The 18195-nt window shown below is 57.0% G+C and carries 6 protein-coding genes; 2 read left to right on the top strand and 4 right to left on the bottom strand.

Annotated features, from left to right (window positions below):
- Window positions 1-34: 34 nt before the first annotated feature.
- A complete protein-coding gene (lepA, locus tag HJW02_RS04265; protein ID WP_102744340.1) occupies window positions 35-1834 on the bottom strand; it encodes a translation elongation factor 4 in 1800 nt (599 codons plus the stop codon).
- Between the two features lie 247 nt (window positions 1835-2081).
- Between lepA and HJW02_RS04260 the strand changes: the two genes are divergently transcribed.
- Entirely contained in the window at window positions 2082-2285 is a 204-nt protein-coding gene (locus HJW02_RS04260) for a hypothetical protein (RefSeq protein ID WP_022197112.1), read from the top strand.
- A 501-nt stretch (window positions 2286-2786) separates the two neighbouring features.
- Complete coding sequence (locus HJW02_RS04255; protein ID WP_123051842.1) at window positions 2787-3476, top strand: PEP-CTERM sorting domain-containing protein; 690 nt, start codon at window positions 2787-2789, stop codon at window positions 3474-3476.
- A 523-nt stretch (window positions 3477-3999) separates the two neighbouring features.
- Here HJW02_RS04255 and HJW02_RS04250 read toward each other — a convergent pair.
- From HJW02_RS04250 to rpoB, 3 genes are all read right to left on the bottom strand, one after another.
- A complete protein-coding gene (locus HJW02_RS04250) occupies window positions 4000-9570 on the bottom strand; it encodes an autotransporter outer membrane beta-barrel domain-containing protein (RefSeq protein ID WP_208050603.1) in 5571 nt (1856 codons plus the stop codon).
- A 363-nt stretch (window positions 9571-9933) separates the two neighbouring features.
- Entirely contained in the window at window positions 9934-14130 is a 4197-nt protein-coding gene (gene rpoC / locus HJW02_RS04245; RefSeq protein WP_102739820.1) for a DNA-directed RNA polymerase subunit beta', read from the bottom strand.
- A 73-nt stretch (window positions 14131-14203) separates the two neighbouring features.
- Entirely contained in the window at window positions 14204-18142 is a 3939-nt protein-coding gene (gene rpoB, locus HJW02_RS04240) for a DNA-directed RNA polymerase subunit beta (protein WP_102727664.1), read from the bottom strand.
- Window positions 18143-18195 lie beyond the last annotated feature (53 nt).

Raw genomic sequence — 18195 nt, 5'->3', positions numbered from 1 at the left:
CACCCGTTTAGCGGCCCTGTGGAAAGAAAATGGGTTAATCCCCCGTTTTCAGCACCTTGATGAACGCTTCCTGCGGAATGTTGATTTTTCCGATGGCCTTCATGCGCTTTTTGCCTTCCTTCTGCTTTTCCAGAAGTTTGCGCTTGCGGGTGACGTCCCCGCCGTAGCATTTGGCCGTCACGTCCTTGCGCATGGGGGAGATGCTTTCCCGGGCAATGATTTTTCCGCCAATGCAGGCCTGAATGGCGACGGTGAAGAGCTGGCGGGGAATGACGTTTTTCAGGCGTTCCGCCAGTTCCCTGCCGCGGGAGGCTGCCTTGTCCTGGTGAACAATCATGGAGAAGGCATCCACCGGTTCCCCGGCGATGAGCATGTCCATTTTAATGAGCTTGGCGGCCTGATAGCCGGCGTATTCATAATCCATGGAGCCGTAGCCTCGCGTCATGGATTTGAGCTTGTCGTTGAAATCCACCAGAATTTCCGCCAGAGGAACGGTGCAGGTGAGCATTACGCGCATATCGTCAATGGTCTCCGTATTGTCCACGCTGCCGCGTTTTTCCAGGACAAGCTGCATGATATCCCCGATGTATTCCCCAGGAAGCATAATGAACACCTTGACGATAGGTTCCCGGATTTCCTGAATTTCCTGCGGTTCCGGGAGCAGGCTGGGATTGTCCACATTGATTTCCTCTCCATTGGTCTTGGTGACCTCATAAATCACGGAGGGGTAGGTGGAGATGATATCCATGTTGAATTCCCGGCGCAGACGCTCCTGGATGATTTCCATATGGAGCAGGCCAAGGAAGCCGCAACGGAACCCGAAGCCCAGAGCTACGGAAGATTCCGCCTGGAAGGAGAAAGCGGCGTCATTAATCTGAAGCTTCGCCATGGCCGCTTTCAGGGCTTCAAAATCGGAGGAATCCACCGGATAAATGCCGGAAAAGACCATGGGGCGGATTTCCTTGAAACCGGGCAGGGGGGATGGGCAGGGGCGCATGTAATCCGTATACGTGTCCCCGATCTTGACATCCGCCGCGGATTTCATGTTGGCGATGATGTAGCCTACGTCGCCGGCTTCCAGGGAATCCGTTCGGGTCATTTTGGGGGTGAAGATACCCACTTCCTTCACTTCATACACTTCGTCCGTTGCGAAAAGTTTGACTTTCATGCCGCGGTGCACGCTGCCGGAAATGACGCGCACATAGGAGACTACGCCGCGGTAGGCGTCGTAAACGGAATCGAACACCAGGGCGCGCAGAAGGCCGTCCTGCTCCGTTTTAGGCGGAGGGATGCGCTGAACAACGGCTTCCAGAATATCGTCAATGCCGATGCCCATCTTGGCGGAGGCATGGATGGCTTCCTCATGGGGGATGCAGACGATGTCCTCCAGCTGGCGGTACACTTTGGGCAGGTTGGCGCTGGGAAGGTCAATCTTATTGATGACGGGGATAATGGCCAGGTTCAGATCCATGGCCAGGTGCATGTTGGCAAGTGTCTGGGCTTCCACTCCCTGGGCTGCGTCCACAATAAGAAGGGCTCCCTCGCATGCCGCCAGGGAACGGGACACTTCATAGGAGAAATCCACATGGCCCGGCGTATCCAGCAGATTGAGCTTGTAAGTCTTTCCGTCCCCGGCCTTGTAGAAAATGGTAACGGGGTGGGACTTGATGGTGATGCCCTTTTCCCGCTCCAGGTCCATGGCGTCCAGAAGCTGATCCTGCTTCTCCCGTTCGGAAATGGTATTCGTCTTTTCCAGCAGCCGGTCGGAAAGGGTGGTCTTTCCGTGGTCGATGTGAGCGATAATGGAGAAATTGCGAGTCAGTTCAATGGACATGGTGGTCTCTACCCTTCTAACATGAGTGCCCTGTGCGCGGGGAGGGTAACATAGCCCATGCGGCGGTCAAGACTTGAACATGACTGCCTCCCGTTCCCTGCCGCGTCGGCTTCATTCGCTCCGGGAAAACCGTCATTCATGACAGGGGCTGCGCCGGGAGATTGAACGTGAGGGAAGAAGGAAGGCTCTCAACTGGTACAGGCACGCGAACCTTTTCCCGTGCGGCCATTTCTTACCCAGCCAGCATATGAAATCTTTTTTAGCAGCCATTTTAAGCCTATTTATTCCCGGCCTCGGCCAGTTGTACAAGGGCCACTTTGTCCAGGCCATTCTCTGGTTCCTGGTGGTAGGTGCGGCTTACGGCCTCCTGTATTGGTTCATCTTTGCACTCGTTCCTATTGTCCTGCATATCATTTGTATTTTGCAGGCCTATTTCATGGACAATGAATGATGCCTGCCGTTTCGGCTTCACGGCCAGGATGGCCGAAAGAGCAGAGCATCCTGCGGACCGGCAGCGGCATTCATTCCCTGAGGTTGCGGAAGGAATGCGCCGTTCATAGCGGCGTCATTCTTCTTGATACCGGTATTTGCAATGTTAACGGGTTTGTTGGTGCCAGTGGAATCCGCGGATTCTTTTTTAACGGACTTCGATTTGTTTACAGGGGAAACGTCAGCACAACTGTTTTGAATTTGTTAATGACCCCGTCTGTCTTGAAAAATCGGATCGGATGGGAGACGTTGATTCTTCAACAAATAGGATTTTGAATCCGGTATCAATAAAAAAAATTGGTGGTAAGAAAATTATAGAAATCAGTATTTTGTTCTTACCGATATTCTATCTATAATTTTTGATATATTATTTATTGTAATTTTTTAACAATAAATATTTTATCGATAAATTCGGATTCAAAATCCGCTATCTCCGTTTTATAGTTACTAACATTAGTAAACGATGAAAAAAATACTGGGAACCACAATTGTATTGCTGGGGGCTGCCGCTCTTTCCGCAACGGCCGCAACCGTCCAGATTGATCTGTCAGGGTATGATTCAGGAAGCGATGTTAATTCTTCCTTCCAAGCCTACCGTGGCGATCCTTCCGCCATGGCGAATCACTTGAATGAGTGGTTGGCGAATTCTTCCGGATGGTGCGGATCTAAAGCCAATACATCTTCTGAAACCTCAAGTTATTTTAAAAGCGCTGTTGGGAACGAAGACGGTTCTGTAACGGTGACCTATACCAATAGGCAGGGATATGGCGGTTCCGGCGTAGGCCTCAAAGTTTCCCTGGATGCTGCGGGGTATTCTGCTGATGCTTTTTCTTCTCTGACATTCACAGTGGATTTGGCTACCTCCACCGGCGGCACTTATCGGGTTTATCTGGCCTACCAGACGGAAAATGGCTGGCAGGCGGTAGAGTCGCAGGCGACGTCCGGCACGATTACTGTGACGGCAGATCTTTCCGGAAACAAACTGACTTCTGAAAACGTTTATGTATTCGTTGAGTCAAATCAGGGAAGGGGTAATGATTCTATATTCACGGCTTCCATGACGGGAGAATTGGCTTCAGTGCCGGAACCTGCCACGGCTTCTCTGGGACTGCTGGGACTGGCCGCCCTGATGGTGCGCCGTCGCCGGTCTTAAGGCATCCTGCCGGCAGACAAATTAATCATAGGATGGTCTCCGCATGGAGGCCGTCTTTTTTATTTTTACTGGAGGGGGATAACAGAATGCAATGTACCGGGAATCGAGTATTCCCGGCTATGGAAAGAAAAACTGCCCGGAAAATTGTTTTTCGCCATGCTTCAGATTTATTCTTCCAAATAGAGAGGCCGGGATGTTTTTGTTCTTCATTCGGATGTTATCTTTGTTTTTGGAATTTTTTTACAGAGCAGGTTTCCTCTGGAAATGAATGAGAAATTGTTTCCTAATTGATCATCTGCCGGATACAATGGTTTCCGCAACAGAAATGTTGATATCTTGGCCGTTTGTTCTTGTAAAACGTCATTTGAATTAATCGTCCTTTTTGGAAACAGGTCAAAGGAATAATCTTCCGATAAACAAAAACTCAGAGCCGTTCCGGAGTTGTTCCGGAGCGGCTCTGGAGGGCCAGGAGGAAGGCTTTTCGGGGGTAGGTGGGGTGCCTTCTCCTTGGGTTTTCTTTCTTTTAGAAGTCGTAGCGGTAGCCGACGCTTCCGTTGACCGAGCTGGACCCGTCACGGATGTCCGCGTTCCCGTTCACGTAGATGGTTCCCTTCGTTCCTACAGGCACGCTCAGTCCGGCTCCCAGCTGCAGCGCCGTCGTTCCCGTTTTCGCCCCTCTCACGCTTTGCGCGAAGCCGGGGTTGCCCAGCAGGGAGACGTTCGTTTCCCCTCTCCGGTCTCCCAGGTCCTGCGCCGCGTTGACCCGGATTTCCGCCAGCGATTCCCGGCCGAAGATGTTGCTGCCTATCAGACCCATCCAACGGCCGCCCAGCGCCAGCGTCCCCGTCGTCCAGTCCTGCCGGCCGACGTTCAGGCCCGCGTTGCCCGCTCCCGTTTCCTCATAGCCGTCCATCCGCGTCGTCACCACCGAGGCGTTGAACAGCGGCTGCAGCACGCTGCTGCGGTTTTCGTCGAGGTACACGTCGCAGGTGAGTTCGTACATCGCTCCAAAGCCCCACCCGCTGGTGCTTCCCTGCGTCCCGTAGCTTCCTTCCCCGTAGTTGACCGTACGGTTGAGTTTCGCGTCGTTCCATCCTCCCGTCAGGATGAGCGTGTGCGCCCAGCGTTTGTTCTGATAGCGCCCGAAGAGGCTGGCGTAGTAGCTGTCCAGGTGCCCGTCGGCGCTGTCCGCCGCGCTGGCCGTCAGGTCGCCGTAGCCGGCCGTGAAGGCCGCTCCCACCGTGAGGCGGTCGCTGAGGTCCGCGTCCATGCCCACGGTGCCTCCCCAGGTGGTGAGCTGGTAGCCGCTTTCATCGCCACGGGTGTCGAGTTTGGCGTAGGAGCCCGTGCCTTCCATCCACATGTGGAAGCGGGGGAGGTCGTCGTTGACGTAGGCCGGGTTGACGCCCATGAGGGTGGTCCGGTTCCTGATCCAGCCCATCTGGTCGCGCAGGGCGTCCCTCTGTGCCGTCCCCAGCGCGTTGACCGTGCTCCCAGCCACTGCTGCCAAAGCCCTGGATGCCCCCGCCAAGTCGGGATTATCTCCCGTAATCATGGTGCTGACGCCGTTCATGAATTGGGCCAGCTGGGAGTCGGGGTCCAGGTTTTTGCGGGCTTCCCAGAGCAGGCCGGCTCCGGCGGCGGAGTTCCACGTGTCGGCCGCGGAGGCGAAGAGGTTTTCCTGCCGGAGTGTGGCATTGAGCAGGATGTCGTTTCCGTCGCGGCTCAGTGTGGCGTCCTGGTAGTAGACGGCGAAGAGGCCGGATATCCGGGCGGCGAGGCTCTGCCCGTCTTCCAGGCCGCTGATGCTGCCGGTAGCGCTCATCAGGACGACGTCATGGAGGTCGCTCCCCGCGTTCATGGCGGCGTTTCCTTCCATGTTGGAGAGGAGGAAGCCGGCTCCGTCCTGCACGGTGATGGTGCCCGCCGTCAGCATGGGGGCGCCAAAGGGGGCGTCCTGGTTGAAGTTGTAGATCAGTTCCGTCGTGGAGCCGTTCTGGAAGGTGATGTTTTCCACGTTGAGCGTGGTGTTGGCGCTGCCCTGGGCGTCCCCGGTGGCTTCAATACGCAGGGTGCCGTTGTTTCCGGCGGTGATGCTGTTGTAGTTCAGCGTGGGGGCGTCCGCGGCGCCTTTCAGGACCAGGACGCCTCCGTCACGGACGGCGAGGTCGTAGTCCTTATTGCCGGTTTGCAGGTATTGGGTGGCTTGCCCGGAGATGTCCAGGGTGCCGCTGCCTGCCAGCGTGCCGGAGAAGGTTCCGGAGGAGGTTGTTGCCGAGGAGATGGAGAGGCGGCCTCCGTTCATGGACAGGGTGCCGCTGCCGGAGAGGCTGCTGATGGTGCCGGATTCCGTTCCGGTGAGGGTCAGCGTGCCGTCGGCGGTGACTGAGGTTCCGTCCAGCCGGGCTTCTCCGCCCAGGGCCAGTTCCGCTCCTTCCTGGATGCGGAGGGTGCCGGTTCCGGTGATGGAGCCGTCGTTTATTTCGCCTGTTCCAGTCAGGTTGAGAGTTCCCTGGATGGTCAGGGAGCCTCCGGCTTCCGTGCCGGTGATGGTTCCGACTTCGGCGTTGCCGTTGATGGTCAGGCCGCCTCCTTCCAGAGTGAGGGTGTCCAGGGTGTTTGACGCGCCGTTGAGGACGATGTTTCCTTCACGCAGGGCGAGGGTTTCCACGTCCATCGTTCCTCCGACCGTCAGCGTCCCGGTTCCTTCCTTGATGAAGGCGACGTTGTTGCCTCCCGTGATGCTGCCGCCCATGACGGTGTCCTGGCCGGCCGGGTCGATATCGTCTTCTCCCGTCGTCATTTGTTTGTTGTTGAGGATGACGACGGCCGTGCCGTCTCCGGTGTTGTTGACGACTAGGCTGCTGCCCGTGGCTCCCATCAGGTTGTTGATTTTAGCTCCCTGTCCGTCGGATTCGCCCGGGGCTCCGGCCAGGTTGACCGTCAGGGTCTGGCCGCCGCCGATGACGACGCCGGCGTAGCCGGAGAGCGTTTGATAGGAGTTGACTTCATGGGCGTTTCCTCCTTCCTCCTGCACGCGGTAGAGGCCGGTGGCCGCTCCGCTGAGCACCAGGCTTCCTCCGTCCGTTCCGGTGACCCGGATGCCGTAGTTGGACAGAAGGTCGGTCGTGAAGGCGATGTCGCCCAGGTCGCCGACGGTCAGCGTTCCGCTGGTCAGGGTCAGGTAGCTGGAGGAGTCGTCGGTTTTGTGGTCCAGCAGAAGGTTGACGACGGCGTCGTTGCTCAGGTCCAGCGTCAGCCCTTCCCCCTTTATGGACAGGTTCGGGTCGCTTCCCGTTCCGCTGCCGTTGCTGATGACGGCGCCAGACGCCTGCGTGTCCTGGCCGATGTTTTCCGTTCCCAGGGCGATGGTCAGTCCGTCCAGGCCTCCTTCTCCTACGGTTACGGTTCCGCTGACTCCGGTGAGACGGGAGCCGGAGGCGATGTTCCACGTTCCTTTCATATGGCTGCCGCCGGCGCCGGAGAGGTTCAGGCTGCCTTCCGAGATGGTGATTCCTTCCGTGGTTCCGTCAAGGATGGTTTCCGCTCCTGCCGCGTCCGCCCCGAGTGTCAGGGTTCCCGCTCCCGTTTTGGTCAGGGCCGGGCTGTCGGTCAGCGCGTAGATGGTGGCCGAGGCTCCTTCCTGCGCGATATTGATTTCATCAAACCGGGTGAAGGTGACGTTTTGGAAGTCCCCGGTTCCAAAGGTTCCCTTGAGTTCCAGCGTCCTGTTTCCTTCGACCGCCGCTCCGGCGCTTCCGCCGATGGTGATGCCGCTTTGTTCCCCTTCCGCCCCAAAGACGCTTCCTCCCGTCAGCGAGACGAGGACGTCGCCTCCTGCCGTGCCACAGTTGCCCGCCCCGTAGATGTCTCCCAGGTAGGCGCCTGTTCCGAGTTCTACCGTGATATTGCCTGCAGTGGTCATGGTGCTGCCTGTGTTTCCTGGCACTTTGGAGTAGGAGCCACCGTAGATGTTGCCGGTGAAGGTGGAGCCTCCGCTAATGGAGATGGAGGAATTTCCTCCAATCGTGTATTGGGCCTGGCCTGAATTTTCAAAGGAACCCCCAATGATGTCCCCCGTGAAGGTGATTCCTTCCCTGCCGATGATGGAAACGGAGGTGTCTCCGTTGATGTTGTTGACCGTTCCGGCGTTGTTTACATTGCCATAACTGCCGCCAATGATTGTTTTGACGAAGCTGTTGTGTTCCTCTGTTCCGGAAAGCGTGATTCCGTTCAGGTTGATTGTAGCCGACGTGCTGCCTTGAATCGTTGTTCCGGAAGTGGTATTGCTTGACCAGGAGCTTCCTCCGATGATGTATGAGTTGGAGAGTCCCCCATCCAGTTTCTGGGCCGTGTTGGAATATTGGACATTGGTTACCAGCACGCTCGTGTTGCCCGTGATGGTGGTGACGGCGTTGTGGGCGGAGGTGCTCCCGCCGATGATGGCTCCCGCCACGATGGCGTTATCCTTGACGGTAACGTTGGTGTTTCCCGTTAATGTTGTAGACGCTCCCTTGTTGTTCCCGCCGATGACGTGTTCCGCCGTGGCGTTTCCGGAAAGCTGCACATGGGTGTCTCCCGTCAGCGTGCTGGTCTGGAGGTTGGTGCTCCATTCATTGGTGACACCTCCGGCGATGATGCCGAATGCTCCTCCGTTGATGTCCATCCAGATGTCCCCCTGGTAGTTGAGGTTGCCGGACGGCAGCGTCGCCCCGCTGTTGTATACCCCGGACAGGTTGATTTTGGTTCCGCCGGTGTTGGTGATTTGATAGACTTTGTCCCCGCTCGTCGTCAGCGTACCGTTCAGATAGCCCAGGCTGACGTTGGCCGCACTTCCCTCCCCAAGAGCCAGCGTAAAGGCATTCTTGACCGTTTTTTCCAATGTCCCTCCCGCTCCCGCAGATACCCACGTCACACGGGATATCGCCTCGTCTTCTATCGTCAGCACGTTGCCTTCTATTCTATATTGCCCTGTCTCTAAGCCCAATACGGTAAAATTCGTACCAAGGTTGTTCCCTAAATCAAACGTGTATCCCTGCTCTCCCTCTACCAGGCTGTCAAGCGCGCCGCCGATGTCAATGGTGCCTGAAGTGAAAGTTACATTTTCCTTGGTAAAGGAGGAACCGGATTCCGTATAGGTTAGCTTGGCTCTGTCAATTGCTGCGTTTTTCAATATGCCGGTGCCGTTCATGTTCAGAACGGAATTTGCCCCCAGAGTGGCGGAGGTGAAATCCAGCGTTCCTCCCGCCATGATGATTATTCCGGAATAGGCCAGGGAAGAATTGTTGATTTTCAAGGTGCCACCTTGGGCCGTAATATTCGCGTTGATGACGGTTCCCGTCAGGTTTTGCGTGCCTGTTCCGGCCATAATCAGATTTATTCCTCCCGTGGGAGTAGTGTTGCCGTTTACTCCGGAATGCTGCGTGGTTGCCCCGATACTTCCCCCATACGTGTAATTTCCGTTGCCCGTCAGGGTAAGATTCGCTCTGGAGGAATTAGCCGACTGGACGCGTCCTTTATGTGTTCCGCCGAAGCCGTCAGCATCATTTAAACCGGCCAGAGAGGCGGCATTGGAAATTTGCAACGTCAGGGCGCTGGAACTTTGATTGATTGAGCCTGACAAATCTACCGTTGCGTTGGCGAGAGCCGTTCCCGTAATCTGGAGAATGGCCCCGCCGGGCTGCGTCCCCTTCTGGGAAAGGATAATGTTCCCGGAAAAACTGCTTTCCTGGGAACCAAGCACAAACTTGGAGGCATAGCCGGCATTGCCGTTAGCCGCTACCAGCGTCAAATTTCCTTCTCCGGCAAATGCCCCGTTCAAATTGATGGTACAGGCGCCGTTCGTATTCTGATTAATGGTAAACGAGGAGCCTGCTCCGATATAAAGTCCTGTGGAATAATTGTTGTTTCCTGAATTTACATCAAGGTTGACGGATTGGCTCCCAGTAACTGAATACTCATTGGCGGGCTCATTGTTATTAAAGGTGGAGTTCGCTCCCCATGCGGGGGATTCAGATGTTGGGACGGCCAGGGAAACACTGGTGTAACAAGCCAGAACAGCCGCCAGCAGGGTAATAGGCAGATGGAGACGCATTATAAAAATATTAGATGTTAATTTTTTATGTATATAACGGATTGAAAATTCGATGTCAAGTTGAAAATACCAGTTCCCGGATTCTCATACTTTTACTGTAAGTGCATTATGATTTTTTAAATTTCTAAAATGGGATTTTCACCTTTTCATTTACCTCCCCCCTTGAAGCAAGGGAGGTATACTATAAGACTTTCATTTTGAATATAAAATATCAAATTTTATATTGCATGGGCCAATATTGGAATCATCGCCGAATTTTCAATCCGCTTTTCCTCTTTTCGTGAAATAACGCGGAGAAGACATAAAAAAGACCGCCCCCCGGAAACGGGGAGCGGCCCTTGAAGTGTGGGTGGAGAGAACAGGTTAGCGTTCGTTGTCGAAGTTGATGGTATCGTTCAACATGTCTTCGGCAAGTTCCGCCGCTTCCTCTTCTTCGCTGGCCGACGCGATTTCTTCTGCGCCCTCTGCGGGTTCCACTTCAATCTTGCTGTAACGGGAGAATCCGGTGCCGGCGGGAATGAGGTGGCCCATGATGACGTTTTCCTTGAAGCCTTCCAGCGTATCGGTCTTGCCGAGGGTGGATGCTTCCGTCAGAACGCGCGTGGTATCCTGGAAGGATGCCGCGGAAATGAAGGATTCCGTTTCCAGGGAGGCCTTCGTGATGCCGAGCAGAACGGGCTTGGCTGCGGCCGGCTGGCCGCCCTGGGCTACGGTTTGTTCATTGATGCGGTCGAACGTAGTCTTGTCCACCTGGTCTCCCCACAGGAATTCGGTATTGCCGGGTTCCGTGATGACTACCTTGCGAAGCATCTGGCGCACGATGATTTCCACATGCTTGTCGTTGATTTCCACACCCTGGAGGCGGTACACTTCCTGAACTTCGTTGACGAGGTGTTCCTGAAGGCGTTCCTTGCCGCAGACATCCAGAATTTCTTCCGGAGAGACGGGGCCTTCCGTAAGCTGGTCGCCCAGATGCACATGGTCGTCTTCATGAACGATAACGTGCTTGTTCATCGGAACCAGATGGTCCACCAGTTCGCCCGTGGGTGTTTCAATGGTAATGACCTTCTTGCCGCGGGAGGTATTCTTGCTACTGAGGCGCACAATGCCTTCCACGCGTGCAATGGTGCAGGCGTCCTTGGGCTTGCGGGCTTCGAACAATTCCGCCACGCGGGGCAGACCGCCGGTGATGTCCTTCGTCTTGGCTACCTTGCGGGGCGTCTTGGCCACCATTGTGCCGGCGGAGATGGTTTCTCCGTCCTTCACGGTGAGGTTGGCGCCTGCGGGAATGGCATGATGAGCCAGAACTTCGCGGGTCTTGGCATCGCGGATGACCACCTGCGGGTGAAGTTCCTGCTTGTGTTCCATCACGACAAGGGAGGAGGCACCGGTTTCCCGGTCCGTTTCCTTGGAAACGGTGATGCCGACGATCATATCCTTGAATTCGACGATGCCGCCCTTTTCTGCAATCACGGGCACATTGTACGGATCCCAGGTGGCGAGGGTTTCATCCTTCTTGATAGTGCCGCCGTTGGGCACGTACAGGATGGTGCCGATGACGGGCTGGTAGGATTCCAGTTCGCGGCCCTGTTCGTTTTCGATGCGGACGGAGCAGTTTTTATTCAGGACGACGAAGTTACCGTCTGCGTTTTCCACCGTGCGGAGATCTTCCGTGTAGATAACGCGGCCGTCGTTCTTGGCTTTCACGATGGGCTGCTTGAACGCCGTGGTAGCCGTTCCGCCCACGTGGAACGTACGCATGGTGAGCTGCGTGCCGGGTTCGCCGATGGACTGGGCGGCAATAATGCCGACCGCTTCCCCGATCTTCACTTCCTGTCCGGTGGCCAGGTTCAGGCCGTAGCACTTGGCACAGCAGCCCTTTTTGAGTTCGCAGGTGAGTACGGAGCGGATTTTCAGCCGTTCAATGCCGATTTTTTCCAGTTGTTCCGCCTGCTTTTCGTTAATGAGGTCGTTGATGTCTACGATAACCTCGCCGCTGACGGGGTCAACGATGCGTTCGCAGGAAGTCCGGCCGTAGATACGGGAGGCAAGGGACGCCACTTCTTCGTCGCCGTCATAGATGGCGTGAACGGTGATGCCGTTGCTGGTGCCGCAATCTTCCGCATGGACGATGACATCCTGGGCCACGTCCACGAGTTTGCGGGTCATGTAGCCGGAGTCCGCCGTTTTCAGCGCGGTGTCTGCCAGACCCTTGCGGGCGCCGTGGGTGGAGATGAAGTATTCCAGCACGGAAAGGCCTTCACGGAAGTTGGCCGTGATGGGGCGTTCGATAATTTCGCCGCTGGGTTTCGCCATCAAACCGCGCATGCCGGAGAGCTGCTTGATCTGCGCCTTGTTGCCTCGGGCTCCGGAGTCCACCATCATGAAGAGCGGGCTGGCCATCTTGGAGCCTTCGTTGTGTTCCAGCTTGCGGTACAGAGCCGCCTGGATGACATCCGTAGTCTGGGTCCAGATGTCCACCACCTTCTGGTAGCGTTCCCCATCCGTGATAATACCGTTCTTATACTGGCGGGTCACCTTGTCCAGCTCCGCATAGGCTTTTTCAATTTCCGTCTTTTTCTGGGAGGGAACCACCATGTCCACGATGCCGATGGAGCAGCCGGAACGGGTTGCTTCCTTGAAGCCCAGGTTTTTCAGGGCGTCCAGAGTCTGCACGGTACGTTCCTTGCCGACGGTCTGGTAGCAGCGCCAGATGATGTCGCCCATCTGCTTCTTGCCTACGTTGCGGTTAATATAACCGAGTTCCCGGGGCCAGATTTCATTGAAACGCACGCGTCCGGCAGTAGTGATGATAACCTTCTTGGTGACATCCCCATACACTACTTCGGAAGGCTTTTTGCCGTAGTCCGGGTTGTGCAGGCGGATCCAGTCATGGTAGCCGATTTTGCGGGCGGCAATGGCGTATTCCACCTCGTCAATGGATTCGAAGAGGGGAAGATGGTGATGATTATCCTGATTGTTCTGTACTTCCGCAGCACGGGTGTGCGTCAGGAAGTACGCGCCCAGAATAATGTCCTGCGTGGGTGTGGCAATGGGTTTGCCGGAAGCAGGGGAGAAAATATTATTGGGCGCCAGCATGAGCTGCCGGGCTTCCATCTGCGCTTCCACGGACAGAGGCACGTGCACAGCCATCTGGTCGCCGTCGAAGTCCGCGTTGTACGCATTACAGACGAGCGGGTGCAGACGGATGGCGGAACCTTCAATCAGAACCGGTTCAAAAGCCTGGATGGAGAGGCGGTGCAGGGTGGGCGCGCGGTTGAGCATGACCGGGTGGCCCTTGGTCACTTCTTCCAGAATATCCCACACTTCCGGCGTCTTGCGGTCAATGAGCTTCTTGGCGGAGCGCACCGTGTGCACGTAACCCAGCTCTTTCAGACGGTGGATGATGAAGGGTTCAAACAGAATGAGCGCCATCTTCTTGGGAAGACCGCACTGGTTGAGTTTCAATTCCGGGCCGATGACGATAACGGAGCGGCCGGAGTAGTCCACGCGCTTGCCGAGCAGGTTCTGGCGGAAACGGCCTCCCTTGCCCTTCAGCATGTCGGAGAGGGATTTGAGGGGGCGGTTGCCGGCGCCGGTGACGGCACGGCCGTGGCGGCCGTTGTCAAACAGGGCATCCACGGCTTCCTGAAGCATGCGTTTTTCATTACGGATGATGACTTCCGGAGTTTTGAGGCTCAGGAGGGTTTTCAGGCGGTTGTTGCGGTTGATGACGCGGCGGTACAGGTCATTCAGGTCGGACGTTGCGAAACGGCCGCCTTCCAGAGGAACCAGCGGGCGCAGGTCCGGAGGAATGACGGGCAGAACGTTCAAAATCATCCATTCCGGGCGTGTGTTGGACTGAAGGAACCCCTGGGCCAGTTTCAGACGCTTGGCAATCTTGCGTTTGTTCTGTTTGGAGTTGGTATTGTCCAGCTGTTCCTGAAGATCCGCGACGAGGGTGGGCAGATCAATGGCCGCCAGCATTTTCTGGATGGCTTCCGCGCCCATGCCGGCTTCAAAGCTGTCATAGCCGTATTCGTCTTCCGCATTGCGGAATTCTTCTTCCGTCAGGATGGCCCCCTTTTCCAGAGGGGTACTGCCGGGATCTACCACGATGTAGTCTTCATAGTAAATCACGCGTTCCAAATGGCGGGCTGTCATGTCCAGCATAAGGCCAATGCGGCTGGGCATGCATTTGTAAAACCAGATATGGGAAACCGGAACGGCCAGTTCAATATGGCCCATTCGTTCGCGGCGCACGCGCGCGTTGGTTACTTCCACGCCGCAGCGGTCGCAGGTGATGCCCTTATGCTTGATGCGCTTGTACTTGCCGCAGGCGCATTCCATGTCGCGGGTGGGCCCGAAGATGCGTTCGCAGAACAGGCCGCCTTTTTCCGGCTTGAACGTGCGGTAGTTGATGGTTTCCGGGTTGACGACTTCACCGAAGGACCAGCTGCGGATGGTATCCGGGTCCGCCACGGTGATGGCAACCTGGTCAAAGGTCCGGGGCTTGTCGCTCAGACCGTGCATTTCCCTGATGGTGGGGGTATCAGACATATATTAAAAGTTTTGAAGAATGTTTGATGCCCACTCCCGCGTCTTGCGGCACGGGAGTGGAATACGGTGGATATTAGAATTTGAGGTCGGAGAAGTCGACGTCCGCCAGGCCGGCCATGTCGTCGCTGTCAAAGCCTTCCGTCATGCCGTCCACGGGAGTGAGGTCCGTATCGCCGAGCTGCAGGGAGGGTTGTTCATCCTTGCTGCCGGGGCGCACGTTCAGGCCCAGGGACTGCATTTCCTTCATCAGAACGTTGAAGGATTCCGGAGTTCCGGCTTCCAGCGTATTGTCACCCTTCACGATGGATTCGTAAATGCGGGTGCGGCCCTGCACGTCGTCGGACTTGACGGTGAGAAGCTCCTGGAGGGTGTAGGCGGCGCCATAGGCTTCCAGCGCCCACACTTCCATTTCCCCGAAACGCTGGCCGCCGTACTGGGCCTTGCCGCCCAGGGGCTGCTGCGTGACCAGGCTGTACGGACCCACGGCGCGGGCGTGGATCTTGTCCGCCACCAGGTGGTTCAGCTTGAGCATGTAGGTCTGGCCTACCACCACCGGGTTGTGGAAGGGTTCGCCGGTCAGGCCGTCATAGAGGGTGCTCTTGCCGCCCACGGTGCCGTCCTTGCCGTCACCGATCCAGGTGAATCCGTCCACCTTCTTGGCTTCGGACATGTAGTTCCAGATGGTTTCTTCACTGATGCCGTCGAACACCGGGGTAGCCACCTTGAAGCCGAGGGCCCTGGCAGCAATGCCAAGGTGGGCTTCAAGCACCTGGCCCACGTTCATTCGGGAAGGCACGCCCAACGGGTTCAGCACGATGTCCACCGGAGTGCCGTCCGCGAGGAAGGGCATGTCCTGTTCCGGGACGATCTTGGCGACGACGCCCTTGTTGCCGTGGCGGCCGGCCATCTTGTCGCCCACGCCGAGCTTGCGCTTGGCGGCGATGTACACCTTGACTTCCTTCAGTCCGCCGGGTTCGGATTCGTCCCCGGATTCCATCTGGTCCAGCCTGTGTTCGCGTTCGTCGTCCAGCTCCGTGAAGCGGCCTTCGAAGGAGGTGATGATTTCCAGGATCTTGTTGCGGATCGGGCTGGGTTCGATTTCGATGTGGTCGTGCACCAGGGCCAGCTTGCGCAGCAGGGTCTTGGTGATCTTGCGGTTGGCCGGGATGATGATTTCACCGGTCTGCTCGTTGACCACGTCCAGCGGGATCTTTTCACCCAGAAGAATGTCGGAGAGCTTCTTGGTCAGCTGGTCAATGAGCTGTTCCTTCTTCTTCTTGTGCTCGTCATTGATCTTCTTGAACTGCTTTTTCTTTTCCGCGCTGTCCACGACGAGGTCGCCGCGGTGGTGGCCGGAGCCCGTGGAAGAGATGCGAACGTCCATCACGATGCCGGTGCAGCCGGAGGGGACGCGGAGGGAGGTGTCTTTCACTTCCGCAGCCTTTTCACCGAAGATGGCGCGCAGCAGGCGTTCTTCCGGAGCCAGTTCCGTTTCAGACTTGGGAGTGATTTTACCGACGAGGATGTCGCCGGGCTTCACTTCCGCGCCGATGCGGATGACGCCGTCATGGTCCAGGTTTTTCAGGGCTTCATCACCGGCGTTCGGAATGTCGCGGGTGATTTCTTCCGGGCCCAGCTTGGTGTCGCGGGCCTGCACTTCAAACTCGGAGATATGGATGGAGGTGAAGGTGTCTTCCTTCACGGTTTTTTCGGAGATGACGATGGCGTCTTCGAAGTTGTAACCGTTCCACGGCATATATGCCACCAGCACGTTGCGGCCGAGGGCCAGTTCGCCCTGGTCCGTGTTCGGGCCGTCCGCCAGCACGTCGCCGGTCTTGATCTTGTCGCCGCGGCGCACGATCGGACGCTGGTTGATGCAGGTTCCGGCATTGGAACGCATGAACTTGCGCAGGGGATAGACGTATACGCCGTTGTCGCGGTCCGTGCGCACGCTGTCCGGATCGGACAGGAAGACTTCCGGACGCACGGGCAATTCCCCGTCCTTCGTGGTGATAATGACTTCAGCCGTGGCGGAAGCCACGATGCCGTCCGCTTCCGCCAGAACGACGGAACGGGAGTCCCTGGCGCACTTGCCTTCAATGCCGGTTCCCACGTACGGGGATTCCGCCACCATGAGAGGCACGCCCTGGCGCTGCATGTTGGAGCCCATCAGGGCGCGGTTGGCGTCATCGTGTTCCAGGAAGGGAATGAGGCCTGCGGCGATGGAGACGAGCTGCTTGGGAGACACGTCCATGTAGTGCACGTCCGCCGGGTCCACTTCAATGAACTCGCCCTTTTCGCGGGCGGTCACGCGGGAGGTGGTGAAGTTGCCCTGTTCGTCCAGCGGGTTGTTGGCCTGGGCGATGAGGTAGCCTTCCTCCTGGTCGGCGGTGACGTATTCGATGGTGTTGGTGACCCGGCCGTTTTCCACCTTGCGGTAGGGCGTTTCAATGAATCCGAATTCATTGATGCGGGCGTAGGTGCACATGGAGTTGATCAGACCGATGTTGGGGCCTTCCGGCGTTTCAATCGGGCAGATACGGCCGTAGTGGGAGGGATGCACGTCTCGCACTTCGAATCCGGCGCGGTCGCGGTTCAGGCCGCCGGGCCCCAGGGCGGAGAGGCGGCGCTTGTGCGTCAGTTCCGCAAGGGGGTTGATCTGGTCCATGAACTGGGAGAGCTGGGAACGTCCGAAGAAGTCGCGCACGACGGCGCTGAGGGCCTTCGGGTTGATGAGCTTGCTGGGCGTCACGCCTTCAATGTTCTGGTCAATGAGGGTCATGCGTTCCTTCACCAGGCGTTCCGTGCGGGCGAGGCCCACGCGGCACTGGTTGGCCATGAGTTCGCCCACGGCGCGCACGCGGCGGCTGCCCAGGTGGTCGATGTCGTCCACCATGCCTTCGCCCTTCTTGAGGCGCAGGAGGTACTTGAGGGCGGCCAGGAAGTCTTCTGCCGTCATCAGGCGCTGGTCCAGGCTGGTGTCCAGACCGAGCTTCTGGTTGATCTTGTAGCGGCCCACGCGGGTGAGGTCGTATTTCTTGGGATCGTCAAAGAGCCTCTTGAGCAGGGTGCGGGCCTGGGCGGCCGTGGCGGGATCGCCGGGACGGAGGCGCTTGTAGATTTCCTTGAGGGCGGATTCCTCGTCATGGGCGGGATCCTTCTTCAGGGTCTTGATCAGCACGTCGTCCTCGCTCTGGTCGATGACGTCGATTTCCTTGATGCCGAACTGGAGGAGCTGGCGAACCACGCCCATGTTGAGCTGTTCGAAAGCCTTGGCAAGAACGAGGTCCTTGTCCTTGATCGTGTCCACGGCCACGAGGTTGTGCAGGTCTTCCTCCGTCATGTCTTCGCTCAGGGGAAGCGTGCGGATGTCGTAGAACTGGCTGACGATATCGCGGTCCGTCTTGAAGCCCAGATAACGCATGAACGTCGTCGCAAGGAACTTGCGGCGGCGGCGGCGGCGGTCAAGGTAGACGTAGAGCAGGTCGTTGGTGTCAAACTGGACTTCCAGCCAGGAGCCGCGGTCCGGAATGATGCGGAAGGAGTGGAGCAGTTTGCCGTTCAGGTGCTGGGCGCTTTCAAAGCAGATGCCCGGAGAACGGTGGAGCTGGGACACGATGACGCGTTCGGCGCCGTTGATTACAAAGGTGCCGCGGTTGGTCATCATGGGGAGTTCACCCATGTAGACCGTTTCTTCCTTGGATTCGTTGTCGGACTTGAGCTTGAAGGTGACCTGGAGGGCGGCGCTGTAGGTTTCCCCGGCGCGGATAGCCTCGTAATCGCTCATCTTCGGCTGTTCGATGTCGTAGGAGACGAAGTCGAGCTCAATGTTTTCGTCATAGCTCTTGATAGGAAAGATTTCCTTCAGAACGCCGTGTAACCCGATGTTTTTCCTGGCCGCGGCCGGGGTGTCCTGTTGTAGAAAATCGAAGTATGATTGAAGTTGAATCTCAATAAGGTTCGGAGGTTCGATGACTTCCTTGATATTCCCGAAGTAGAGTCGCTTTGACATGGGCTGCTGTGGCGGAGATGTTATGGGTTTGCATCCTGAAAACCCGGATGCTG

This window comes from Akkermansia sp. GGCC_0220 (assembly GCF_017566105.1).
Lineage (GTDB): Bacteria > Verrucomicrobiota > Verrucomicrobiia > Verrucomicrobiales > Akkermansiaceae > Akkermansia > Akkermansia massiliensis.
Note: the sequence above shows the minus strand (reverse complement) of the source record. Positions and strands in the feature narration are given on the sequence as shown.